Origin of the sequence: Nostoc sp. PCC 7524 (assembly GCF_000316645.1) — a bacterium.
Lineage (GTDB): Bacteria > Cyanobacteriota > Cyanobacteriia > Cyanobacteriales > Nostocaceae > Trichormus.
Genome location: NC_019684.1, coordinates 1,314,355 through 1,339,588 on the forward strand (window position 1 = coordinate 1,314,355; position 25,234 = coordinate 1,339,588).

25 protein-coding genes, 1 tRNA gene and 1 pseudogene are annotated in these 25,234 nt (G+C 42.0%); 10 read left to right on the plus strand and 17 right to left on the minus strand.

Going from position 1 to position 25,234, the window contains the following annotated elements; genetic code table 11:
- Positions 1–56 precede the first annotated feature (56 nt).
- Both NOS7524_RS05515 and NOS7524_RS05520 read left to right on the plus strand, forming a co-directional pair.
- Positions 57–743, plus strand: coding sequence for an alternative oxidase (locus NOS7524_RS05515; RefSeq protein WP_015137492.1), 687 nt, complete (start codon positions 57–59; stop codon positions 741–743).
- Between the two features lie 414 nt (positions 744–1,157).
- On the plus strand, positions 1,158–2,429 hold the full coding sequence (locus NOS7524_RS05520; RefSeq protein WP_041555184.1) for a glycoside hydrolase family 10 protein: 1,272 nt from the start codon (positions 1,158–1,160) through the stop codon (positions 2,427–2,429).
- 408 nt (positions 2,430–2,837) lie between these two features.
- Here the strand turns inward: NOS7524_RS05520 and NOS7524_RS05525 are convergent, their stop codons facing one another.
- Positions 2,838–3,650 (minus strand): hypothetical protein, encoded by an 813-nt coding sequence (locus NOS7524_RS05525; protein WP_015137494.1) that lies wholly within the window; start codon positions 3,648–3,650, stop codon positions 2,838–2,840.
- A gap of 405 nt (positions 3,651–4,055) precedes the next feature.
- Between NOS7524_RS05525 and NOS7524_RS05530 the strand changes: the two genes are divergently transcribed.
- Positions 4,056–5,753 (plus strand): RluA family pseudouridine synthase, encoded by a 1,698-nt coding sequence (locus NOS7524_RS05530; protein ID WP_015137495.1) that lies wholly within the window; start codon positions 4,056–4,058, stop codon positions 5,751–5,753.
- Between the two features lie 199 nt (positions 5,754–5,952).
- Here NOS7524_RS05530 and NOS7524_RS29245 read toward each other — a convergent pair whose 3' ends face one another.
- From NOS7524_RS29245 to NOS7524_RS05540, 3 genes are all read right to left on the minus strand, one after another.
- Entirely contained in the window at positions 5,953–6,156 is a 204-nt protein-coding gene (locus NOS7524_RS29245; RefSeq protein WP_144050842.1) for a hypothetical protein, read from the minus strand.
- Positions 6,157–6,279: 123 nt separating this feature from the next.
- Positions 6,280–6,498, minus strand: a complete 219-nt coding sequence (locus NOS7524_RS05535) for a type II toxin-antitoxin system HicB family antitoxin (protein WP_041555186.1) — start codon at positions 6,496–6,498, stop codon at positions 6,280–6,282.
- A gap of 15 nt (positions 6,499–6,513) precedes the next feature.
- Entirely contained in the window at positions 6,514–6,723 is a 210-nt protein-coding gene (locus NOS7524_RS05540) for a hypothetical protein (protein ID WP_015137497.1), read from the minus strand.
- A gap of 150 nt (positions 6,724–6,873) precedes the next feature.
- Between NOS7524_RS05540 and NOS7524_RS05545 the strand changes: the two genes are divergently transcribed.
- Positions 6,874–8,343: an FAD-dependent oxidoreductase gene (locus tag NOS7524_RS05545; RefSeq protein WP_015137498.1), complete on the plus strand. Its 1,470-nt coding sequence runs from the start codon at positions 6,874–6,876 to the stop codon at positions 8,341–8,343.
- A gap of 188 nt (positions 8,344–8,531) precedes the next feature.
- Here the strand turns inward: NOS7524_RS05545 and NOS7524_RS05550 are convergent, their stop codons facing one another.
- A complete protein-coding gene (locus NOS7524_RS05550) occupies positions 8,532–8,897 on the minus strand; it encodes a hypothetical protein (RefSeq protein WP_015137499.1) in 366 nt (121 codons plus the stop codon).
- A 308-nt stretch (positions 8,898–9,205) separates the two neighbouring features.
- Here NOS7524_RS05550 and NOS7524_RS05555 point away from each other — a divergent pair, with 308 nt between their 5' ends.
- On the plus strand, positions 9,206–10,570 hold the full coding sequence (locus NOS7524_RS05555; RefSeq protein ID WP_015137500.1) for a cysteine desulfurase-like protein: 1,365 nt from the start codon (positions 9,206–9,208) through the stop codon (positions 10,568–10,570).
- Between the two features lie 136 nt (positions 10,571–10,706).
- On the opposite strand, the gene NOS7524_RS05560 is transcribed toward NOS7524_RS05555, so the two are convergent.
- Positions 10,707–10,779, minus strand: a tRNA-Val gene (locus NOS7524_RS05560).
- Between the two features lie 106 nt (positions 10,780–10,885).
- Here NOS7524_RS05560 and NOS7524_RS05565 point away from each other — a divergent pair.
- From NOS7524_RS05565 to NOS7524_RS05585, 5 genes are all read left to right on the plus strand, one after another.
- The gene (locus NOS7524_RS05565) at positions 10,886–11,488 is read left to right on the plus strand and encodes a metal-binding protein (protein ID WP_015137501.1); all 603 of its coding nucleotides are present in this window, start codon (positions 10,886–10,888) and stop codon (positions 11,486–11,488) included.
- Between the two features lie 43 nt (positions 11,489–11,531).
- The gene (mazG, locus tag NOS7524_RS05570) at positions 11,532–12,353 is read left to right on the plus strand and encodes a nucleoside triphosphate pyrophosphohydrolase (RefSeq protein ID WP_015137502.1); all 822 of its coding nucleotides are present in this window, start codon (positions 11,532–11,534) and stop codon (positions 12,351–12,353) included.
- Between the two features lie 288 nt (positions 12,354–12,641).
- Positions 12,642–13,664, plus strand: a complete 1,023-nt coding sequence (locus NOS7524_RS05575) for an AI-2E family transporter (RefSeq protein WP_015137503.1) — start codon at positions 12,642–12,644, stop codon at positions 13,662–13,664.
- Positions 13,665–13,709: 45 nt separating this feature from the next.
- The gene (locus NOS7524_RS05580; RefSeq protein WP_015137504.1) at positions 13,710–14,585 is read left to right on the plus strand and encodes a helix-turn-helix domain-containing protein; all 876 of its coding nucleotides are present in this window, start codon (positions 13,710–13,712) and stop codon (positions 14,583–14,585) included.
- Between the two features lie 92 nt (positions 14,586–14,677).
- Positions 14,678–15,556 carry an alpha/beta fold hydrolase gene (locus NOS7524_RS05585; protein WP_015137505.1) on the plus strand — a complete coding sequence of 293 codons (879 nt, stop codon included), beginning with the start codon at positions 14,678–14,680 and terminating at the stop codon, positions 15,554–15,556.
- 53 nt (positions 15,557–15,609) lie between these two features.
- On the opposite strand, the gene NOS7524_RS05590 is transcribed toward NOS7524_RS05585, so the two are convergent.
- The 11 genes and pseudogenes from NOS7524_RS05590 to NOS7524_RS05640 all read right to left on the minus strand — a co-directional run bounded on the left by NOS7524_RS05590 (position 15,610) and on the right by NOS7524_RS05640 (position 25,221).
- A complete protein-coding gene (locus tag NOS7524_RS05590) occupies positions 15,610–16,302 on the minus strand; it encodes a Coq4 family protein (RefSeq protein WP_015137506.1) in 693 nt (230 codons plus the stop codon).
- A gap of 197 nt (positions 16,303–16,499) precedes the next feature.
- Positions 16,500–17,357 (minus strand): hydrogenase nickel incorporation protein HypB, encoded by an 858-nt coding sequence (gene hypB / locus NOS7524_RS05595; protein WP_015137507.1) that lies wholly within the window; start codon positions 17,355–17,357, stop codon positions 16,500–16,502.
- Positions 17,348–17,689, minus strand: a complete 342-nt coding sequence (locus tag NOS7524_RS05600; protein ID WP_015137508.1) for a hydrogenase maturation nickel metallochaperone HypA/HybF — start codon at positions 17,687–17,689, stop codon at positions 17,348–17,350. Before NOS7524_RS05600 ends, hypB begins: the two co-directional genes overlap by 10 nt.
- 19 nt (positions 17,690–17,708) lie before the next feature.
- Positions 17,709–18,812 (minus strand): hydrogenase expression/formation protein HypE, encoded by a 1,104-nt coding sequence (gene hypE / locus NOS7524_RS05605; RefSeq protein ID WP_015137509.1) that lies wholly within the window; start codon positions 18,810–18,812, stop codon positions 17,709–17,711.
- Positions 18,813–18,891: 79 nt separating this feature from the next.
- Positions 18,892–19,134, minus strand: a pseudogene (locus tag NOS7524_RS05610) (tautomerase family protein); the annotation flags it as partial.
- 27 nt (positions 19,135–19,161) lie between these two features.
- Positions 19,162–20,313: a hydrogenase formation protein HypD gene (gene hypD / locus NOS7524_RS05615; protein WP_015137511.1), complete on the minus strand. Its 1,152-nt coding sequence runs from the start codon at positions 20,311–20,313 to the stop codon at positions 19,162–19,164.
- 47 nt (positions 20,314–20,360) lie between these two features.
- Positions 20,361–20,621: a HypC/HybG/HupF family hydrogenase formation chaperone gene (locus NOS7524_RS05620; protein WP_015137512.1), complete on the minus strand. Its 261-nt coding sequence runs from the start codon at positions 20,619–20,621 to the stop codon at positions 20,361–20,363.
- An 80-nt stretch (positions 20,622–20,701) separates the two neighbouring features.
- The gene (hypF, locus tag NOS7524_RS05625) at positions 20,702–23,149 is read right to left on the minus strand and encodes a carbamoyltransferase HypF (RefSeq protein ID WP_015137513.1); all 2,448 of its coding nucleotides are present in this window, start codon (positions 23,147–23,149) and stop codon (positions 20,702–20,704) included.
- Positions 23,150–23,213: 64 nt separating this feature from the next.
- The gene (locus NOS7524_RS05630) at positions 23,214–24,383 is read right to left on the minus strand and encodes a hypothetical protein (protein WP_051039181.1); all 1,170 of its coding nucleotides are present in this window, start codon (positions 24,381–24,383) and stop codon (positions 23,214–23,216) included.
- Between the two features lie 135 nt (positions 24,384–24,518).
- Entirely contained in the window at positions 24,519–24,995 is a 477-nt protein-coding gene (locus NOS7524_RS05635; protein ID WP_015137515.1) for a NifU family protein, read from the minus strand.
- Positions 24,988–25,221, minus strand: coding sequence for a hypothetical protein (locus tag NOS7524_RS05640; RefSeq protein WP_015137516.1), 234 nt, complete (start codon positions 25,219–25,221; stop codon positions 24,988–24,990). The genes NOS7524_RS05635 and NOS7524_RS05640 overlap by 8 nt, the downstream gene beginning before the upstream one ends.
- Positions 25,222–25,234 lie beyond the last annotated feature (13 nt).

Consider the following 25,234-nt stretch of genomic DNA (forward strand, 5'->3'; position numbering starts at 1 on the left):
TATAACTGCTGTGATGGTGTTTGATTCACCTTGTTGATGCTTGATGGAGAATAACCATGATTCGCTTGCTGGTTGGTATTTTAGTTTTTGTCATCAATACAATTTATCGCGATCGCCCTTATCCTCGCTTTTATGTTTTAGAAACTGTAGCACGAGTACCTTATTTTTCTTATCTTTCCGTGCTGCACCTCTACGAAACTCTAGGTTTATGGCGGAAGGCTGACTGGCTCAAAGTTCACTTTGCTGAGTCGTGGAATGAATTGCATCACCTGCTGATTATGGAAAATTTGGGGGGTGCTGGGTTTTGGGGCGATCGCTTCTTAGCGAAAACCACTGCTTTAATTTATTACTGGATTATTACGGCGTTGTATATCATCAATCCCGGTGCAGCATACAACTTTATGGAATTGGTGGAAAATCACGCCTACAATAGCTATGACAAATTTCTGACATCCCACGAGGCGGAGTTAAAAGCCCAACCAGCACCAGAGGTAGCTACTCTCTACTATCGTGATGGTGACTTATATATGTTTGATGAATTTCAAACAGCGCACAATCCCACCGAACGCCGTCCACAAATTGAGAATCTCTATGATGTGTTTGTCGCCATCCGCGATGATGAGATGGAACACGTTAAGACTATGGTGGCTTGTCAACAACCTCATGCCCAACTTTCCTTAAGGAGTCCTCACACTCTCCCAGAGGAAAAAGTTATCAGTGGTGAGGCTGTAACTGCTCAGTAATCCTAATTAAATAACATATATCTAAAACACAGAAACATGAATATTTGTTTCTGTGTTTTGTCTTTTTGTGGCTGTGGTGAATTTCTGTCCCCATTTAGCCGAAAATTAATTATGTTAGGCGATCGCTTAATCATTCGCTCTGAAATTCTCCCTTTTAAATAAAACGTTTTTAATAGCACATCTAACTTAAGTATTATTTAGGTTGCTAATTATGACCACATCATGTGTAAAGTCAACAAACTATAGCTATTGCTGATAAAAGTCCATTAGGCACTAATTCAGTTTTTCTGCGTCAACTATACTTACTGTGCTAGGTATGCTTCAGTTGATCTGATGCGTAAATTCAATCTGCCGTGTTGAAAAATAACTACCAGTCAACCAATCCTCTAGTAAGCATGAAAGTGTGTAGACTTTATGGCAAGTAATTTCCATCACCAAATGAGGCAATGGTGCGTGTGGGTAGCTAAAGCATCATTTAAACTTGTAACATTTGGTTTCGTTCCCCACACTTGGCAGGGAAACCGCCTCTCCAGACGAGTCTTCCCTATTCTCGTTTTGCTCTCTTTTGTCACGATACTGTTGGTAGATAACTTTACCCCAGTAGTTGCTCAACTACCCCGTCAGGAAATTCGTGGGGTTTGGATGACTAACAATGATTTCAACATCCTCAAGGATCGGAGGAAAGTTCAGGATGCAATGAATAAACTACGACAGATGAACTTCAATACTGTCTACCCTGTCGTTTGGAATTCTGGCTATGCCATGTATCCTAGTCCTGTTGCCCAACGCGCAGGTATCCAACCCTTTGTATTTCGCGGCTCAGATGGACACGATATTTTAGCGGATATCATTAACCAAGCCCATCGTCGGGGTTTGTTGGCTATTCCCTGGTTTGAATTTGGGTTTATGGCTCCCCCAACCTCGGAACTAGCTCTGAATCATCCAGAGTGGTTGACACAAAAGCGGGATGGTGGGCAAACCTCAATTAGTGCGGCTGGTGAGGTGGTTTGGCTCAATCCCTTTCACCCCCAAGTACAGCAGTTTATTTCTAACCTCGTGCTAGAAGTTGTCAGCAACTACAATGTCGATGGCATTCAGTTTGATGATCACATGAGTTTGCCCCATGAATTTGGTTATGATCGCTATACGGTTGCTCTCTATAGACAAGAAACCAAGAACAATCCCCCAGCTAATCCTCAAGATCCCGATTGGGTGAGCTGGCGAGCCAATAAGATTACAGCATTTATCAGACAGCTAAACCAAGCAGTCAAAGCTAGAAAACCTCAAGCAATTTTCTCTGTTGCTCCTAATTACTACGATTTCGCTTACAAGTTACAACTGCAAGATTGGTTGAGTTGGTTACGTCAAAATCTTGTGGATGAGCTAATTGTGCAAATTTACCGTCCTGATCTCCAAAGTTTCATCAGCAATATTTCCCGCTCAGAAATTCAACAAGCCCAACAAGTTATCCCCACTGCAATTGGGGTGATGACAGGATTGAGAACTCAACCCGTCTCCACACAGCAAATTAAGTCTCAGGTGCGGGCAGCTCAACAACGCGGATTAGGGGTAGCCTTCTTCTACTACGGTAGTATGTGGAATTATTCTTCAGAATCCTCTAATGAGCGTCAGGCTGGATTTCAAGCTTTGTTCCCCTATCCTGCTTTGCGTGCTAGGGTGGACTGAAGAAGAATTCAGAAGTCAGAAATTGTAATTAAGTATAGTGGTGTGGCTGATTTTGTGCATCCACCAACATCTGTATTATCAGCGTGTATTGGTGTTTAATTGCATCTAAAATTAAGCCAGTAGCGACAGCGTAACGCACCCCCCAAAGCTTTCGGTGCGTTACGGCTTACGCCTAACACACCCTACATATACTACATATATAGGAACCGGATTCCCATATACTACATCAACACATACAGCAGATTCGATGTTTATGAGGTACAGCAAATAATTGAAAAGTAATGAGTGATAAGTAAATTTTTTACTCATTACTCATTACTCATTACTCATTACTCATTACTCATTACTCATTACTCATTACTTAATACTCATGGTGTACCTGACTTACTTCAAAGGTGCTGTATGATCTCAAGCGTTGAGCAACTTTTTCATATATGAAACTTGCTTTTGAACTGGTTTTGACCTGTAAATTGGTAATACCCAATGCCCCATCATACTCATCAATATATACCGCAATGATCTGTTGGAGCGAATGACGGGGGACTCAATTGTTGTGGGAGGAGCGCAGTAAACTCGTATACCCAACTTCAAGTAATCTTTCTCATGCCAATAGGAACGACGCTTTTGATCTAAGGTATTGTTACGAATATCATAACGATGCAGGTGTCTCAGTTGAATAGTTAAGCAAGGATTGACAACCAATAAACCTGCCTCGACTGCTCTTTGAGCTATGATCGCATCACAACCGAGAATGCCTAAGTGATACTCAGCTGGAAATTGACGGATAGGTGTACGGAAAATCCAACAGTCATGAGAACCTTCAGCCGCTTGGCGGTGTAGTACCCATGTCCCATCTTTTTGCTCATCGTAGCGTGAAATAGTCCAAAACTGGTGTTTATCTATCTCATGGACACGTTCTAAATTACTGTCTTGATCAAAATAAATATCACCATTACAAATCACTGCTACTTGATGATCGCCACACTGATTAGCCAATGCAAACAAGTCGGAAAAGAATGGTCTGTGATCAATAGTAATTATCTCTAGTTTTTCGTGTTTAATATCTTGAAGAAAGCCATAATCACGATCATCTTTAGTTTCTAGTAGTATCTTGACTCCATCAATTGCTGGATGGGCTAAGTTAGCGTTAAGACAGGCTATATACTCAGTAGCTCGTCGCGGATCACATGAGGTATGCAAAGTTGTAAAAAGAATTGCCATGATTTAATTCTTAAGTTGGATTAATCAAAAACTGTTGTAGATACTGAACTAGCTATAGTAATCTGCTTTGATTTCTGAATCACTCATACAGATAGGGAACAGGGAACAGGTGACAGGGAACAGGTAAGAAAGAATAAATGTGTACTGAGTTTTGTATGTGCCAGCGCAGGCTACGCCAACAAAAATCAAATAGGAATCCTATATTTTTGATAAATTTTCTTGTATGTCTACTTGTATAATATAAATTAAGATTCGATTTATATTACAGTATTTTTACAAAAAAAATATATTATTTAAGCTAGGTGATATTGCAGAATATCTCAAAGTTAAGGACAAGCAGAATTTAACTAAACCACTGGAAAGGACAGATGTGAATCTCAGACAAGATAGGGGTAGTTTCAAGTCATGCCTTGTACAAAAGTTTTACATCAGGTAACAGACTTTCTTGACTGTCATGAGACTAACACTAACCAATCTGCTAGCTATTGGTATGAGGGGCGTTGTCTGCAAAGTGGTAATGTACTCCGGCTACCACGCACCCCTTTAGCAGAAGCGATCGCCTGTGGTTTAATGCAGCAACTAGCCGGCGATGAGCGTTATTTCCGTGAAGGTAAGATGTATGGTATCTTGCTGGTAGAATTGCCTACGGGTGAACAACAGGTATTGCAAGCTTTTTCTGGTTTACTCAATGGTGAAAGTGTTGTTGATGGCTGGGTGCCACCGATTCCAGGAAGAGAAAAAGTAGCTTTAGCAGAAGCCCAAACTTTGGCTGAGTTAGAAACCATCAAGCAAGAACTAATTACCCTCAAGCAATTACCAGCCAGACAAGAGTATGAAACCTTAGCACAGGAGTTTGCCCAACAGTTGCAAGCAATGAGCGATCGCCATCTGACTTGTAAACAACAACGACAGCAAAAACGCCAGCAACTTAGTGAAACACTTACAGGTGAAGCCTTAACTTTAGCTTTAGAACAACTGGATGAAGCCAGCCGTCAGCAGGGAATTGAACGCCGGAGACTCAAACGCCAACGCGATGTCAATTTGGGAACTTTGGAGGAAGCGATCGCCTCGGCAGATACACGCATCCACGAACTTAAACAAAAGCGAAAAGCCTTATCTCGGCAACTCCAAGCACAGATGCACGCGGCGTACTCCCTCATGAATTTTTTAGGACAATCTTCATCATTACAGCAATTAATGCCGGATGGTTTGCCCACAGGCACAGGGGACTGTTGCGCCCCGAAGTTACTCCACTACGCCGCCACCCACAAACTGAAGCCTCTAGCAATGGCTGAATTTTGGTGGGGGAAATCCCATCAAGATAAAGTCCAGGGAGAATTTTATGGTGCTTGTGCAGAACGCTGTCAACCGTTGATGGGGTTTTTGTTGAGGGGACTGGGGATTGGGGACTGGGGACTGGGGACTGGGGATTGGGATAAAACTTCCCTCACTCTCTCCCCTGCCCCCTGCCCCCTGCCTCCTACCCCCTGCCTCTACGAAGATGAATGGCTGATTGCTGTCAACAAACCTTCGGGGTTACTTTCTGTTCCTGGGCGTTATCTGGAAACGCAAGACAGTGTGATCAGTCGCTTACGCCATTTGTTACCTGATGGCGAAAATTTGGCGGCGGTGCATCGCTTAGATCAAGAAACCTCTGGTGTTCTTTTGCTGGCGCGTGATTCCCAAACCTATCGCCAACTTAGCCAGCAGTTCCAACAGCGACAAGTCTACAAAGTTTATGAAGCCATACTTGCAGGCGTTGTCACCATAGACACAGATTTGATTGAATTACCATTATGGGGAGATCCGCAAAATCGCCCTTATCAGCAAGTTGACTGGCAACGTGGTAAACCCAGCGTGACGCGCTTTCGGGTGATGGCAAGGGAAGAAGATTATACCCGTGTTGAGTTTGAACCATTGACAGGACGCACCCATCAATTGCGGGTTCATGCTTTGGTAGGATTGGGAGTAGTGATATTAGGCGATCGCCTGTATGGTTGCAATACTGGGGCGACTCGCTTACACTTACACGCCAGAGAACTCCGCTTTCAGCATCCACACACACACGCGACTATTCATTTGCAGACTGAAACGCCGTTTTGATCATTAGTTTGTAGGGGTTGGGGCATAGCATCAAAAGCTAATTCCTCTGCTGCTATAACAGGGGACAGGGGACAGGTTACAGGTTACAGGTTACAGGTTACAGACTCCAAAGCCTCTTCGTGTAACGGTTTTATGATTGCTTGATGTCCTAATCTATATGGCGACTGCTATAGGTAAAGATCTATCCCAACACGATTAGCTAGATAGAACGCGATCGCTCACCCTCAGAACTCGATGATTTGACTTCCGAACAGGAATGATGGAGTAAAAAAGGCGATCGCTCACCCTCAGAACTCGATGATTTGACTTCCGAACAGGAATGATGGAGTAAAAAAGGCAATCGCTCACCCTCAGAACTCGATGATTTGACTTCCGAACAGGAATGATGGAGTAAAAAAGGCAATCGCTCACCCTCAGAACTCGATGATTTGACTTCTGAACACGAATGATGGGGTAAACGGTGCGTCAACCTGGCAACCGATAGCCTCTAGACGGTTGATGGGGTTATTATGCTGCGATACGCTTATCAAGCAAAGTGAAGCGTCATAGGTTCAGGGATAAGCTCACCTTCTAGTTGCCAAGCTTCTAAGTACATTTCAATAACTTCTTCACCATTATGAATCGCTTCTTCGCGAGTTTTTCCGTGAGTGCAAGGCATGATAACTAGATCGGCAAACTCTGGAATTGTAACCAGGAACAGCTGATCTTCATCAGACCATTGAATAATCATGCTATACCGACTCATGAATCCTTTGCAATCTCACCACTCATTCAAATCTACCTGCCGACACTCTGCTGCAATTGTGCTTTGTAATTCCTCCGCCTCTGAGTCACTTAAAATTCCTGCAAACTTTGCCAGTGGATGTTTTTTGCGTATAGCCTGAACCCGATGTAAAAAGTCCAGCACCATTTGGACTAGATCATCTGGAGCTTGTTCAAGTTCCTGAATCAATTGTTCGCGATTGTTCATAGGTTCAAGATTTTCTGGCAAGGCAAATTTGTTTAGCCTTAGTATATCCAAATCCTGAATTAGCTGACACACGCTAATTTGATTTTGGTTAGTCCGCGCAGGCGGAAAAAGTTTGTATAGCCGCGATTTCTAATCGCTAGGGTTAAATTAATGAATATAGCTAGTTTTGTAAGCAAGGGTATGTTAACCGATATTTACGATGTTGTGATAGTTGGGGCTGGGCCGATTGGTTTAGCTACTGCCATTGGGTTACGCCAGCGTGGAATTGAAAATATTCTGGTACTAGATCAAACTCGCGCTTTTCGTCAGGTTGGGCAAGTTTTGGATCTGCTTCCCAATGGCTTAAAGTCTCTGAGATATCTAGATCCTCATGCTTACGAAGCTGTTAAAAACGCAGCCTTTGGTTTACCTAATTCTCAACCCTCCACTCAAGCACAAAACTCTCCTAAACCTTCACCTAAATGGGGTTACAAAAATTTTCAGGGGGAGAAGATTCGGGCAATTTCCCTGAGTTTTGATGATTGGTTTCAAGAATATGGCGAAGGGCGAGTGTCAATTGCTTGGTACAATTTGCAGACTACTTTAAGGCAACAGCTACCCCCAGATATAGTCAAAATTAATCATCGGTGTGTCAATGTTGTCGATGAGCCAGAAAATCATTGTGTGCGGATAGATTGTATTTCTGACACCACAGTAGAAGCTAATCCCTATGCCCATTGGAACGACAGCAACCCCGAAAATCTAGATACGAATTCCCAAACATCAGTTAGTGATCAATCATTTCGGGCGAGGCTAGTTGTAGCCGCCGATGGAATTAACTCGACAATTCGCCGGGTGCTTTATCAAGATAGCCCCTATGCAGATTTCGCTAAACCTGAATATTCTGGATATGCTGCTATATTTTGTCGGGAAATCGCGGATATCCCCGAAGTAGTAGAAGCCGAAATCGAAGCAACATTCTTGCAGAAATCACCAGTTGCTACCATCTGTCATGATGAGGTATCCAGAAATGGATCTGGTGAGATGGCAGACACAAGGATGATGTTGTTCCGTAGTCGAGCCACTAATCAATTTGGGTATCTTATCCATTTAGCTTTACCGTTGGCAGCTTTACAAGGTAAGTCTGGTAATTCTTTGAGGGAATTAGCTTTACAAGCCTTTGAGCAAGCCGGATTTCCCGATGTCCTGAAGCAATTAGTCCGTTTATCTCCCCCAGAAAATATAGAACAGCGTCCTTATTACATTCACCGTGCCATAATTTCTGATCCTGAAAGCACACCAATTCAACCAGCTTGGAGTTGCGGGAGAGTTGTCTTAGTGGGTGATGCAGCTCATGGAATGCCGCCATTTATGGCTCAAGGTGCTAATCAAGGTTTGGAAGATGCCTTAACAGTGGTGACATTAATTGCTCAAATTGCCACGGAAAATCATTGGAACAACACACAAGTTATAGGGGAAGCCTGCCAAAAATATGAGCAGTTGCGTCGTCCGTTGATGGCGTATGTACAACAGGTAACATTAAATCCACCCTACTCTTGTGATCAGGACTGGCAGCAATATAGTCAACAAATCTACGGACGTAATGTTAAACAAGCTATAGAGGCTTTATCGTCTGTTTAGAGATGCTTGATAAAGCAACGTGTAACGCACCGTATTGGTGCGTCTAGACTCAAATGTTGCATTAAAACTCTCTTGTGGGATGGGCTTCTAGCCCGTCCAGTGCGGGCAAGATGCCCACACCACAAGAACTATATTTTTGCACTATTCTAGCCTAGATAGCCCACTACTAACAGTCAATTGGGGCAAATTTAATTTGCACCAGGGTTTTGAGGTTTAATAAAAATACACTTAATTGTGAAATTACCGCTAGAAGAGTAGGTGCAAGTTGTACAGCGATTAGTACCATTGACTCCCTGTTCATTTGTCGCCGGTGCATAAGTGGTTTCGCAAGTTTTCTTTTCCGTTGAACCATCCCCTGGTAGTGCGAGCGGCAGGCGGGAACTAGGCACGGCTGGGCGGGAACTAACTAAGGTGTATTTTGTTGTATGAATTGCATCAGTACAGTTCTGGGATACGACTTCACCTTGGGGTTTTGCCGCGATCGCTGTGGTGGAGACTAGGGCGGTTGCTAGGATAGTCATACCCATAATTGTGGTGCGAATGCGAGACATCATAATGCTTTCCTGAGATTGTAGTAAAGTTTGTGCGGTGTTATTGAATACCTTCACTTACTATCTATGTCGGGTGCTGGTTTTTTATGCACCATCAAATCAGCATTGTTGGAGCTATAGGAATCCGGTTTGATTACTGTTCGTGTAACGTGGCGTAGGCAATAGGCACTCTTGCAATAGGCAATAGGAATTAGTTTTTCTCCCCTGCTCCCCTGCTCCCCACTCCCTACTCCCCACGCTGCTCAACGCCCCAAAGAAAGCTAACAGCACTCACTAATATAGGTAAAAAACTATTAACCGAGGATGCGATTATGGAATCTCTGGATCTGAAATGGATACGTGGACAGTTTCCGGCACTTAACCAAAAAATCAACGGTGAATCTGCAATATTTTTTGATGGGCCTGGTGGAACACAAGTACCGGGTGCGGTGCTAGATGCGATTAGTGACTATTTGGTGAGATCAAATGCTAATGCTCACGGCGCTTTTGCTACCAGTGCGCGGACAGATGCGGTAATTACGGCGGCGAGAGTGGCGATCGCAGATTTTTTGGGTTGCAGTAGTGATGAGGTGGTATTTGGCGCAAATATGACCACTCTTACCTTTATCTTGAGTCGGGCGATCGCGCGGATAATTCAACCGGGTGATGAAATTATTGTCACCCGTTTGGATCATGCTGCTAATGTTTCCCCTTGGTATGCTTTGGAAGAACAGGGTGCAATAATTCGCGTGGTAGATATTCATGTCGAGGATTGCACCTTAGACATGAGTGATTTAGCACAGCAGATCAATTCCCGCACTAAGTTAGTAGCGGTGAGTTTTGCTTCCAATGCTGTGGGGACAATCAACGATGTCGCTACTATAGTGCGTCTGGCTCATGCTGTCGGTGCTTGGGTGTTTGTTGATGCCGTTCATTATGCACCCCATGCACCAATCAATGTTCACGCTTTAGACTGTGACTTTTTGGCTTGTTCCGCTTACAAGTTTTTTGGACCCCATGTCGGTATTTTGTACGGTAAACGGCAGCATCTGGCAAGTCTGCAACCATATAAAGTCCAACCAGCCTCCGATGAAGTACCGTCACGTTGGGAAACAGGAACATTGAATCATGAGGGGCTGGCGGGTGTGGTGGCGGCGATTAATTACTTGACAAAACTAGGCTGTCATGTATCGCCAACCATTGACAACGAATTAGTGACGGCGTTGATTGAGGCTGACAAAGAAGGTTTAGAACATTTCCAATGTCCCCGCTTTCTGAGAGCAGAACACCCAGATGCGATCGCCTCAGCCTATCACAGTCGGCGGGCGGCTTTAGTGGCAGCTATGTCTGCAATTCAGCAATATGAAAGAGAACTCAGCCATAAACTAATTTCGGGATTGTTAGAAATTCCCGGCTTAAGTTTATATGGCATCACTGATACAACTCGCTTTCAGTGGCGCACACCCACAGTAGCAATGAGATTAGGGGGGCAGAGTCCTGAAAGTATAGCAAAAAAGTTAGGCGATCGCGGTATTTTCACTTGGCACGGTAATTTTTATGCCCTCAACTTGACACAAAAGCTAGGCGTGGAAGACAGTGGCGGCTTATTACGAATTGGATTAGTCCATTACAACTCTGTGGAAGAAGTGTTGCAACTATTAGAAGCCTTAAAAGAGATTGCTGGTTTGTCATCCTAGATAGTGACTTAGGCTAAGAGAATAGGTTAGGGAGTAGCTATTTCTATTCCCTACTTCTCAGTTCTCAATACCATTTCTAAATCTGAATAAGAATGAAGGCAGATTTGAGGATATAATAAACATTGTTTAATTCATATGGGTAGTACTGGACTCGAACCAGTGACATCCTGCTTGTAAGGCAGGCGCTCTACCAACTGAGCTAACCACCCGTTTGCGCTTTTCGTTTGCGCTCACAATTAAACAATATAGCAAAATATTTTTGATTGCGCTAGTATTTTGAGGAAATTTTTTTTAAATATTTTTGAGAACCGATAAATGCCCTCTGGTAGGACGCACGATCGCATTACTCTATGGGCGTTGCCAGTAGTGGCGGGTGTGACTTTTTGGCAGACTCGTAGTGGCAATGTCACTTTGTTGGTAGCTGGTGGGTTTATGTTTGGCGGTTTGATGTTTGGCCCTGACTTAGATATCTATTCCCGTCAATACCAACGTTGGGGTGTTTTACGTTGGATTTGGCTACCTTATCAAAAAAGTCTCCGCCATCGTTCTTTCTTATCTCACGGGCCGATTATTGGCACGACGTTGCGAGTGGTGTATCTCAGCAGTGTGTTGGCTATTGTGGCTGTGATGATTTGGGCAGTGGCTGAGAAGTTAGGGAATGTGAGCGTGAGTTGGCAAGATGTAGAGGAAACTGTGGGGCGATCGCTTTTCAGTTACGCTACAGAATTTCTTGCCCTATTCTTAGGTTTAGAATTGGGTGCGATGAGTCATTCTCTTAGCGATTGGGGGGGATCGGCTTACAAGCGGTTTTGTCAGCAGGGGGTGAAGGGACTACTTTCTAGTGGCAAAATTAAGCAACGTAAAGTAATTAGTCGTCGCTCTACGAGGGGAGGCAGGAGGAAAAAAGGTAAAATTTGAAACGCAAATGTACGCGAACTGAAACGCACAGGGACGCAGGGTTATGGAATTGAATCAAAATCAGGTTGAGACTTTGGGGGCGTTGCAGGAGTTAATTGAGGTGGTGGCGAAGTTGCGATCGCCTGATGGGGGTTGTCCTTGGGATTTGGCACAAACTCCCCAAACCCTAACACCTTATGTGATTGAGGAGGCTTATGAGGTAGTAGACGCGATTAAGCATGGGACTCAGGCAGAAATTACGGAAGAATTGGGGGATTTGCTGTTACAGGTGGTATTACAGGCGCAGATTGCTAGTGAGTATAAGCAATTTTCTCTGCAAGAAGTGGCTCAAGGTATTGCCCAAAAGTTAATTCGCCGTCATCCCCATGTGTTTGGTGATGTGTCGGTGCAAAATGTGGATGAGGTGCGGCAGAACTGGGAACAAATCAAGGCGTTGGAGAAAGGTGAAGCCTCTCCAGATAGTCAAAAACTAAGTACCAAACTCAGCCGTTATGGAAGGACGCTACCTCCACTCACAGCCGCAATGAAGATTTCTCAAAAGGCGGCGGCGGTTGGGTTTGAATGGGAAAATATTGATGGGGTCTGGGCAAAGTTCCATGAGGAGTTACAAGAATTTCAACAAGCATTAGCCGAGGAAACACCAGAACGTCAACAGGCGGAATTAGGTGATTTACTATTTGCAGTGATTCAGTTAGCCCGTTGGTATAATCTTGACCCCAGTGCAGGGTTACAAGGTACAAATCAGCGATTTATCCAGCGTTTACAGAAAATGGAGGCAGTGGTTGATCGCCCCCTTTCGGATTACAGTTTGGATGAGTTAGAGACTTTGTGGCAACAGGCAAAAGCCCAACTTGCTCAAGAGTAGTTATCAAGAGGCAATAGGCAATAGGCAATAGGCAATAGGCAATAGGAAAGAAGAGGGTAGGGGTGTACTCAGTTTTTTATGGGACAGCGCAGGCTACGCCAACAAAAATCAAATAGGAGTATATATTGTGCAACTTGTGATTAATTACGCCTCTAGGTGAATACTGCTGATGCCAAAATCTCCCTTGAAGTAGCTTGTTTATAAATCACAAGGCAGTATTATTTAAACCAACAATTCATAATCAATGCAACACAACCGCTTGATTGATTGTAAAATGGAGGCGGGATTTTGCCATTTGGTCAATTAATTGGTTTCTTCCTAGTTATTATATCTTTGTATATTCTTTGGCAAATTCGTCAAATAGTTTTGATAGTATTTGCTGCTGTGGTTTTGGCAACTGTTTTAAACAACTTTGTCCAATTTTTACAAAAATTTCGTATTAAACGAGGTTTGGCTATTTTTATAGCTGTTAATATTTTATTATTTTTGATATTAGGTTTTTTTCTTTTCCTCGTCCCGCAGTTGATTGAGCAATTACAACAATTGACTACCCTGATGCCCAGGGCATTAGATCAAGTGAGAGTTTGGAATGAGTTTTTAGTACGGATAATCCCCAATGATATTTTAGATAATATTCGTAACCTGGGATATATCACTCAAGATATACAAGTATGGTTAAATCGGATAATAAATAACTTAGTCTTTTTAGTTACTAGGTCACTTAATATCGCTTTAGGCATATTATTATTATTAGTGCTGACGATTATGCTACTGGCAAACCCTGTTTCCTATCGCAGAGGTTTTGTCTTCCTATTTCCTGCCTTCTATCGTCCGCGAGTTCATGTAATTTTAAATAAGTGTGCATTAGCTTTAATTGGTTGGATTAGAGGCACGCTATTGACTATGTTATTAGTTAGCATTTTCAGCTATATCGGATTGTCAATTTTGGGAGTGCCATTAGCCTTAATCAATGCTACTTTGGCAGGATTGTTAGAGTTTATCCCTAATTTGGGGCCAACACTGAGTGTCTTTCCACCCGCTTTATTGGCTCTGCTTGATGCTCCTTGGAAAGCTGCTGGTGTGGTAGTTTTATATTTTATTATTCAGCAGGTAGAAAGTTTCGTTATTGTGCCTATAGTAATGAAAAGTCAGGCCTCACTATTACCAGCAGTTACTTTATTATCAGTGGTGATATTTGGGTCCTTTTTTGGGTTTTTGGGTGTGTTCTTAGCTGTGCCATTAGTGATTGTTTTACAAATTTGGATACAGGAAGTTTTAGTGAAAGATATACTGAACCAGTGGCAAAGTTAATGTACAGTGATAGATGAGGCGATCGCATTACCTAAACATCACTGTATGGAACCCAATTTATTAGAAGATTTAAGTCATAAAATCATTCCTCAACAACCCATATTCACCAGTAAAAAAACTGGATGGCAAAATGTTTTTCTAGCTTATTATCAACATCCCAGGGCAGAAATTTGTCAGCATACCGTCCCATTCCATGTATTAGAAGTAATTGATCCGACATCTAGCTCAAATCACGAACGCCGCTTCGGAAATAATTTTTTATCTTATAAAATTAGTGGTGGTGAAACTTGTTTTTGTCCGGCTCATACTCATCATTGGACAAGTTGGGAAGAACAACTAAACTTCACAGTGTTGGTATTTGAACCAAGATTATTTGAGCAATTGGCTAGTGAAACTTTAGGTTGTGAGCAAATTGAATTCATCCCTCAATGGCAAATTTTTGATCCCGTCATTCAAACTATCACTAACGCCCTCAAAGCAGATTTAAATGCTGGATGTCCAGCCGGACGCTTATATGGTGAGTCATTTGCAATGGCTCTCATTACTCATCTAATCAAGCAATTTACTATATCAAAACGAAATCATTATTCATCTTTTGGAGAACTACCAAAACATAAACTAAAAACTGTGTTGGATTATATTCAAGCAAATTTAACTGAAGATATTACCCTAGAAGAATTAGCCAAAGTTGCAGGTATTAGTCAATTTTACTTTGCTAGATTGTTTAAAAAATCAATGCACCTACCACCACATCAATATATTCTTAGACAGCGCATCGAACTAGCCAAGCAATTACTTCAGCAACCAGAATATAACATTACAGACGTGGCTTTACAGTGTGGTTTTGCACATCCAACTCATCTTAGTCGTCATTTTCGTCGCTTAGTTGGGATGTCTCCTAGTGATTTTAAAAAGTTATAGCAAGAATGTGCTGCTGTTGGCAAAAACAGGCGCGACTTCACCACCGGGATATCGATACAGTGTGAATTGTTCAAAGTAATTCACTCAATTATATGCTGAATAATCTCCCAGGCAAGATGATAGAACTGAATGGAGTTGAATATTTCGTCAGAGATTCTAGTACAGGGAAAGAATCTGTTTTATTACTGCATGGTTGGCCTGATGATGGTAATTTATGGAAACATCAAATCATTGCTTTATTAGAGCATGACTATCGTGTAATTTGTCCAGATTTACTGGGTTATGGTTTAAGTGGAACACCCACAGATATCAGTCGATATCAATTTACTCATTTAGTCAATGATATGATTACACTTCTAGATAAATTGGCAGTGGAAAAAATACATTGTATTGCTCATGATTATGGTGCTGTAATCGGTTGGGAACTAGCCGCACACACAGAGCGATTGCAAACCTTGACAGCTATGTCTGTGGGTCATTTGACAGAGTTCTGCAAAACTTCCCTTGAGCATTTACAATTTCAATGGATTTACTTTTTAAATAGCCATGATGTTGCGCCTCAACTATATCGAGTCAAAAATGGTTATTTACTTCGGGAAGTGTTGGGTAGCCATCCCTACCGAGAGGAGATTTTAAAAAATACTCTCAAACCGGGTGTATTAGAAAATATGCAGCGACTAGAAAAAGCCAATCCTGTACCTAATTATTTACTGGCTGCTTTAGCTGGAGAATTACCTGAGCCTGTACCAATTAAAGTTCCTACCCTGGGTATTTGGAGTAATCAAGATGATGTTCTGTGGGAATCACAGATGCAGAATTCTGAAAAATACATATCAGCAGAGTGGCAGTATGAAAAGATTGTAGATGCAGGACATTGGTTTATGCTTGAGCAACCACAGCAGATAAATCAACTGTTATTGAATTGGCTGAAAAAACATTCATATAGCTTGAAAATAGAGGCTAGGGACTAGGGAAGAAGAATTTTCATCTTTGGTTGTGGTTTTTTTCATAAATAGCTGATTTGCTAGGCAATTGCGGCTACATCATGGTCTATGGTTCTCATGCCCAAACGCGCACGAATTTCGCTCACTTGGACATCCCAAAACTGATCCCATTTTTGGGCTATTAGTTTACCAGGAGTCTGAGAACCTAGCCTATAGCCGCGAGCTATTTCTGTCATCAAATCTTGAAATCTTGTTGGTTGATAAAGACTAATCATTACCATACTAAAACTTACTAACATCACACTGATAGGAATTGGAGTTTGAGCTAAAACAAACGCTTGTAGTCCAATTTCTCCAACACCATCAGTATCAAATCCAGCGACTACATGATAAATATCATGGGTAGAACGCCACAGCATTTTGAGATAGGAAATATCATCAACTACAGGGACTTTTTTGTAAAAGTAAGGGTCAAAACCTCTAGTTTTCATCTCTCTGGCGTAGATATGACCTAAAGTTCCCTCTGGGAGTTTGGCTAAGTCATCTAAATCCAAAGGTGCAGGTAGCCAGCGTTCTTGAAATAAGGCATTGATTTCTGGATTTTTTTTCAATTCATCAACTGCTAACTGTGCCATTTCTGTTTGGTCAAGTGCATCCTCGAAGTCAAATATTGGGTCAGTATTACCATTTCTGGGCTTGAGGGTGCTAGCAGCTAAAAATTCTATGTAGGCGAGGAGTCCTTTGTCATTATTGTAGTTAATTACATTATTCATAGTAATTTGTCAGGTGAAGATTTACGCACCAAGTGCAGGGGAAAATATGTACCTCAATTTTTGACAGACTAATCATAATTTTCATGAATCCCCAGAGGTATTTATGACAATAATCATCGCCAACACAAAACCTCGACTTCTTACAGAAACCGAGGTTTTTAAAATTTCAACTATTGTCTCAACTCAAGTATGCTTACTTAAGCATTAACCAAATTTGCACAATTCAAAACTTTTTCTGTGAGCCATTTATACCAACTATCTAAACCAGCACCTGTGGTGGCAGAAACCTGAAAAATTTGCATATGAGGATTTACCTGATGGGCGTATTCTATACAACGCTGGACATCAAACTGCACATAAGGTAACAAGTCAATTTTAGTGAGAATCATAATCTCACTAGCGCGAAACATATGGGGATATTTAATGGGCTTATCTTCCCCTTCTGTGACGGAGAGAATTACTACCTTTGCTTGTTCGCCTAAATCAAATAAAGCTGGGCAGACTAAATTACCCACATTCTCAATCATCAAAACTGAGTTTAATGGTGGGTTTAGTTGTTGTAAACCTCTTTCTATCATAGATGCGTCTAAATGACAGCCTGTACCTGTATTGATTTGAACAACTTTACAGCCTGTCGCTCTAATTTTTTCAGCATCATTAATTGTTTCTTGGTCGCCTTCAATGACGCTGATAGGTAACTGGTGTTTCAGGTCATTAATTGTGCGAGTTAAAAGAGTTGTCTTACCTGCACCAGGGGAACTCATTAAGTTTAAAGCCAGAATATTCCGACCTTTAAACCATCCACGATTTTGGGCTGCTAGTAGGTTATTTTTTCCTAAAATTTCTTGTTCTAAAGATATAGTTGTGCCGTGAATTTGAGCATGAATTTGCGATGCTTCCTGTTCATGATGATGGTCATGATTGTGGGAATGGGTAATCACAGTACCATCAGGTAAAGTGTGGGTGTGATGATGGTGATTGTGTTCCATTTCACCTGTTTCTAAATTAGTAATTTTGCTGTCAGCATCATCAGAACAACCGCAAGTTACACACATACTTCCTCAACCTCTATCTCTTTAATTTTTAGTTCTTCACCAGTGATTAAATCTAAGTGGACACTACCACATTCACATAGACCAAATGGTTTTTCTAAAGCAATTTCAGCACCACACTGACGGCATTTTGCTAACCCAGGAATGGCAATAATTTCTAACGTTGCGCCTGCTAGTGATGTCCCTTGTGTACAAATATCAAAGCAAAATTGTACAGCGTCAGGCATAATCGCTGATAGTTTGCCAATTTCTACCACAACCCGGCGCACTTTTGCACCTTTGGCATATTCATTGACAATGGCGACGATATTTTGCGTAATTCCTAGTTCGTGCATAAAAATATCTGCTTAATTATTAACAAATTCGTGGTAATTGTTCGCCGACTAACATATCAACAATACGTTCTGTGCCGAAGGCAGTTTTTAACAAGACAACTCCTGGAGGTGCAGAAATAACCTCACCAATAATACAGGCATTTTTCCCGGCAGGGTGAGATTGCATTGCTGATAAAACTGTATCGGCTTTGTCACTGCCTACCACTACTACTAACTTACCTTCATTAGCTAGATATAATGGGTCTAAACCCAAAATTTCACACATTCCTTGGACTTCTTCTCGCACGGGGATAGATGCTTCATTGATACGTATCCCTACATGAGAACTCAAGGCAAATTCATTTAAAACTGTGGCTAAACCCCCGCGTGTAGCATCGCGCATGGCGTGAATTTCAGGGCATACATTCAGAATAGTTTCTACTAATCCATGCAACGGCTGACAGTCGCTTTTAATATCAGTTTCTAAAGCTAATTCACCACGGGCAATTAAAATTGCTGCGCCATGATTGCCTAATTCACCGTTGATGATTATGGCATCTCCTGGTTGAATATTGTGGGCAGAAATATTAATTCCTGTGGGGATAATACCAATACCAGCAGTGTTAATAAATAATTTATCAGCCGCACCACGATACACAACTTTGGTGTCACCAGTCACGATTTGCACTCCGGCGGTTTGGGCGGCTGCTTTCATACTCGCTGCAACCCGCCGCAGGGTTGCTGTGGGTAATCCTTCTTCTAAAATGACGCTACAAGTAAGATATAAAGGTTTTGCACCACTGACAGCTAAATCGTTAATTGTACCGTTAACAGCTAATTCACCTATATCACTACCAGGAAAAAATAAGGGGTCTACAACATAGGAATCTGTGGTAAAAGCTAGTCTATCTCCCTGCGGTAAAAGCTGGGATAAATTAAAGCTGGCTTGGTCTTCTAATTGGGAAAGTATAGGATTATCAAAACTACTGACAAAAATATCATCAATTAAGTCGCGCATGGCTTTACCACCACTACCATGTGCCAGGGTGATATGAGTGTCACGAACTGTACTTTGACGACGGCGGACTTGTTCAATTTTTTGAAATAGGGGATTGGGAGTTGAGTTATGAGCAGAAAAATCCATATTAATTAAGTTTTGATTATTATTTTGTTGGTAAGATACGTTACGCTTTGGTAACGCACCTTACATTTATTTTGTAGTTCTATCTACCAGATTCATCGTGTCTGCCACGATGTCTGTCACAATGCAATATGCCATTAACAGCCCAATTTTCTCTTTCAAATTCATCAATGTGAATGGTAATCCATTCGGGCTTGGTATCTAATGCTGCAACCATCGCATTGGTAATGGCTTCTACTAAATGCCGTTTTTTCTCAATGGAATGTCCTCTAGCAATTCTGACGGTGACGAATGGCATACAATTTGTCCTCGCAGTGTTGTTGTATGAAGTGTATCGCTGCTGATTTGGAGGTTATGAGGAGATAGTCACTTTTGGCTGTTCAACTGTTTGTTTTTGCATAACAGTCGAAAATCTGCCATATTTATAGTATGCTGCACAGGCTCCTTCGGAAGACACCATACAAGTACCTATTGGGGTTTCGGGAGTACAAGCTGTACCAAATACTTTACACTGCCAAGGTTTGAGGACTCCTTTGAGAATTTCGCCACACTGACAAGCTTTATGATCTGCTACTTTTTGGTTAGGAATGGTAAATTTTAATTCAGCATCAAATTGGGCATATTCTGGGCGAATTGTTAAACCAGAATAGGGGATTTCATTTAAGCCTCGCCATTCAAAAGTTTCGCGGACTGCAAAGACTTGATTCATGGCTGCTAAGGCTACTTGATTACCGGCTTTTTGGACTAATCTGTTATATTGGTTTTCAACTTCACAGCGATTTTCTATTAGCTGTTGTAACAGCATCCAAATTGATTGCAATATATCTAATGGTTCAAAGCCAGAAACAACTATCGGTTTATGATACTTTTGGGCTATAAATTCATAAGGTTCAGTGCCAATTACCATACTGACATGACCAGGCCCGACAAATCCATCTAGTTGTAAATCAGGGTTATCTAGTAAGGCTTGCAGGGCGGGAATCACAAGGACGTGATTACTAAACATACTAAAGTTTTGAATATGTTCTTCCGCCGCTTGTAGGATGGTAAAAGCGGTGCTGGGGGCGGTGGTTTCAAAGCCTAAAGCGAAAAATACGACTTCTTTATCGGGATTATTTTTAGCAATTTGTAAGCTATCTAGGGGCGAGTAAACCATGCGAATGTCTGCGCCTTGGGCTTTGGCTTGCAAGAGGCTATGTTTAGAACCAGGGACGCGCATGGTGTCGCCAAAGGTTGTTAAAATGACGTTGGGGTTTTGGGAAATTGCGATCGCATCATCTAATCTACCCTTGGGCATAACGCACACTGGACAACCAGGCCCGTGAATTAGTTCTATATTCGCTGGTAAGATTTCTTCAATACCGTATTTAAAAATAGAATGAGTATGCCCACCGCATACTTCCATAATTTTTATATGTTTATCTAATTGATAGCTGAGTTTTTCGATTTCTTGCCGTAAGGCTGCGGCTTTTTCTGGTTCGCGGAATTCGTCTACGTATTTCATGGTTGGGGACTGGGGATTGGGGATTGGGGACTGGAGACTGGGAGATATTAATTACTAATTTCTGCTTGAATTAACGCGATTTCTTCTAATAGTTTCAGTGTCTCAGCTGCTTCTTGTTCGTTGATTCTGTTCATGGCGAAGCCGACGTGAACTAATACCCAATCTCCTACGCATGATTCGGGGGAATGTTGTTCGTCAACTATGCAGGCTATGTTTACTTGGCGTTTTACTCCACCAACGTTTACTATGGCTAATTTTTGGTTAGTGTCGGTGATTTCTACTATTTGTCCGGGGATTCCTAAACACATTTTTATGTTCCTTGGTGAAGTGGAAGAAAGAATTATTTCGCGCAGAGGCGCAGAGGCGCAGAGAGTGTAAGAGTGGATATTTAGGAATTTTTTAGGGCAGCTGTGATTAGGGCTTGTCCTAGGGATAATCCGCCGTCGTTTGTTGGGACTAGGCTGTGGGTGAGGACGTTTATTTGTAGGTTTTTTAATTGGGTTTTTACTAGGTTTAATAATATGGTGTTTTGAAATACTCCTCCTGTTAATATGACTTGATTAATTAGGTTTTCTTGACGTAAGCGGTTAACCATTTCTACAATGACATTAGCTAAACTTTGATGAAATTTAGCAGCAATAACTGACTGAGAAACGCCTTGCTTAAGGTCATTAAGCAAGCATTGCCACATGGGGCGTGAGTCTATACAATAAATACTATCTGAAAAGCCCAGGTGAAAAAGGTAGGTTGCTGTTTCTTTAGGATTATTTAAGGTGTGAATATCGGCTATGGCTTCAAGTGCGATCGCAGCTTGTCCTTCATAGCTACATTCTTCTGGACAAATGCCAATAGCCGCCGCCACAGCGTCAAACAGTCTTCCTACTGAGGAGGCTAAGGGGGCGTTAATGCCTTTTTCGACAAGCTGATTCAGCAGTTTTATGGGCTTTTGATTTAAAAATTGTAATATTTCCAAATCAGCATATTGTTGTTGACAATCATCCCAAAGATTGGCAGCTAGTAAATGAGCGTAGGTATTACGCCAAGGTTGGTAAATTGCTTGTTCACCGCCAATCATTGCCACTGGTTTAAAGGTGGCGAGGCGTTTGAACTGGCAATAATCAGCTAATAGAAATTCTCCTCCCCAGAGTGTACCATCTGCACCATAGCCTAAACCATCGAAAGCAATACCTAAAACTGGGTTTGTATCTAAAGGTATCTGATTTTCTGCCATGCAAGCAGCGATGTGAGCGTGATGATGTTGGATGGGATACAGTGGGAGATGGTTGGCTGTGGCGATTTCTTTACCGAGTTTTGTGGAGAGATATTCGGGATGTAAATCGACTGCGATCGCTTGTGGTTGATGTGCAAATAAGTTTAAATATAAACTGAGGGTATCTTGATAGGCACTCAACGCCGCAGCATTTTCTAAATCTCCTAAATGTTGTGAGATAATTGCTTCACCTTCTCGTATTAAGCAAAAGGTATTTTTTAACTCACTACCCATCGCTAAAATCTGCGGGACATTGTGAAATCCTGGCGGTAATTTTATCGGTGCTGGTGCATAACCTCTGGAGCGGCGAAGCGTTTGTAATTTATTATCGACAACGCGCACAACGGAATCATCTACCCTATTGACAATCTCTCGATTATGTAAGAGAAAATAATCAGCAATGTCACCTAATTTTTCTCTAGCTTCACCATTATCTATACATTGTGGTTCATCCGCAAGATTACCACTTGTTAATACAATCGGGCGATTCATCCGCCGCAGAATTAAATGATGTAAAGGCGTATAAGGTAGCATGAAACCCAGAGTATTTTGCCCTGGTGCTACAGAAGGGGCTATCAAGTGCTGAGTGCTGAGTTGTGTTAGCGGAAGCTGGGCGTTTAGCCCGTGCTGAGTAAGCAGTTCTTTAATTTTGAATTTTGAATTTTGAATTTTGAATTGATGTGTCCCCAGTCCCTTTTTCTGCAACAATACAATAGGTGCAGCAGGGCTTGTTAATAACTCGCGTTCTTGTTCATTAACAAAACAATATTCTTCAATAATTGCAATATCCCGCGCCATCAAAGCGAAGGGTTTATCATAGCGTTTTTTACGTTGACGTAATTTCTGTACAGCCGCCTCTTGTGTCGCATCACAAGCGAGATGAATACCGCCTATACCCTTAATAGCGACAATTTCACCCTTTTGCAGCAATGTACAAACAGCGTCCACATCATCCAACATCGAGAACATGGAAGCCGTTACAGGTTTACCATCAGCCCGTTCTAGCCAAGCTTGGGGGCCACATACATGACAAGCTACAGGTTGGGCGTGAAAGCGACAATTTTCGACATTGTGGTATTCGTCCTCACAGTCACGACACATGACAAACGCAGACATACTGGTATTGCATCTGTCGTAAGGGACGGCGCGAATAATACTTAAACGGGGGCCGCAGTGGGTACAGTTAGTAAAAGGATAACGATAAAAGCGGCTAAAAGGGTCAAAAATTTCTTGCTGACATTGGGGACAAGTTGCCGCATCGGGGGAGATTTGAGTTTTAGATACGCCGCTAACACTTCCAGATATGACAAAATCATCAAACTTCAACTCTCCAGCATAGGGAGTTCTGACAAGTTCCGTAATTTTTGCTAAGGGCGGACATTCATTTTGTAATCTGGTGACAAACTCTGTTAATTCAGTTTCACTACCAGCTACCCGAATTAACACACCTTCGCCATCATTACAAACATCTCCCCGCAAACCGCAGGCTTTAGCCAGACGGTAAACTGTAGGGCGAAATCCTACCCCCTGTACAGTACCGCGAACTCTGATTTCTTCAAACTTCATAAAGCAATGTGAACTGAATAGACATACCTGGGTAGCTTAATTTTGAATTTTGAATTTTGAATTTTTAAGTCCGCCATAGCAAAATTCGGTTATTGCCAGAATCCGAGATTACCGCCGTTTTGCCACAAACTTTTATTCCATAACACCAATTTAAGCTGTGGCGTGTGGGCGTTCCGAAGTTACGATTTTCGCTTTTACTTTGAAAAGTATCTTGCCCAACAATCCCATCTGCTACTGCACCCTGCAATGATAATATTGACTCTGGCTGCTTCCATCCTAACAATCGGGAATTAGCAGTATCTGCTACTAATAACCATTCTCCAGCCACAGCTACACCATAAGGCATACTCAAACTACTCCCACTAGGGAAATAAACTCCCTGGTTCATCTCTACAACATCAAAACTTTTCTGTCCTAAAACCACCGCACAATGGGCATTATTTTCTGTTGGTATCCCTTGCCAAATCATCACCCGATTATTACCCGCATCGGTGACAACTAAATTATCATTCCAAATCGCAATGTCATGACACCAACGCATACTCGCCGCCGTTGGAGAACCGCCGCCATTCTCATTCCGAGATGTCATATCCGGCTGTCCCAAAACTATATCAGCAGGTTGTCCATTTTCTGTAGGTAACTGCTGCCAAATTAATAATCTTCTATTACCTGTATCTGCTACAAATAACTTACCTTGATGATAGAAAATACCATAAGGCCAGTGCATAGTATAAGCCGCAGGTTGATGACTTCCCCTGTTAGGTTGATTATCAGTAAAATTAGCTTGTCCTAATACTAAATCTGCTGGAACATTGCTATCTTCTGGTAACTTATGCCAAATTAAAACCCGATGATTCCAAGCATCTGCAACTGCTAAACCTTCGCCACATACACAAATTCCCGTCGGGACACTAAAAGTATTTCTTCCTGGTGTACCTTTAGCATTTTGTCCTTCATGATCAAAATCTGGCTGTCCAATTACCCAGTCAGCCGGTTGATTATCTCTTGTGGGTAAATTACGCCATCCTAATAAACGATGATGTCCTGTATCTGACACCCATAATGAGCCGTTTTCTGATACTAGACAAGCACCACGGGGGCCAAACATGGTAGTAGGAGTTGGTGCTAAGGGAATTGCTAATAATTCTGGGTTTAGAATATCACCTAAAATCACCTCTGCACCTTTGGGTGATAGGGGGAAATTTGGGGTAATTTGTGTTAAGTTTGTGTGCAAGGTTGGGGTATGGAGGTGTGTTTCTAAGTAATATTAAAGCGTGTTAAATAGTTTTGTTGTGTAGCTGCGATCGCAATTTTTTTTTAAAGCTCACGCAGAGGCGCAAAGACGCAAAGAGGAAGGAAAGGAGATATCCTATCTCACTGCAATTACTTTGGTGATTTCTGGACAATATTCTTTGATTGCTTGTTCTACTCCTTGGGATAAAGTTAATGTCGAGGCTGGACAATTACTACAAGTTCCTATTAACCTGACTTCTACGGTGTCCGGCGGTTTAATAGCTACTAATTCTACATCCCCATTGTGACTTTGCAACCCTGGACGAACTCCTTCTAGGGCTGCTTGAACACGTTGTGAAAGCGGTGGTTTGGGTGGTTTAACTAACTCATGATAAAGCAGAACACCATAAACAACTTCATCCTTCACCGCATTTTTTAGTGCTGGTAAAGATTCCTGCTTCACACTTTTAATTAACCGCGTCAAAGCCTCCTTATGTAAATCCTCAATTGCTCTTTTCAACCCCACAGCAACACTACGCTGACTTTCATCCCAATGAGAAATAATCGCCTCAAACCGATTAATCTCCGTCACCAACTCTTCCAAATCACTCATGAATTACCCTCTCCCTCTCCCTGCGCGCCAGTTGCTTCTCTTCGAGACGCTTCGCGAACAAGTCGGCAGAGCCGCCCAACGCACTGGCTTGCCTCTGCGTCTCTGCGTGAGATTTACACCCTACAGCACCACTTAGCATTGATAAAGCGATCGCAATTACCACCCATACCAATCCAGTGATCAAATTAATCTCACCCGCCGCCAAACTTATCATTAAATCTGACATACTATTTTCCCCT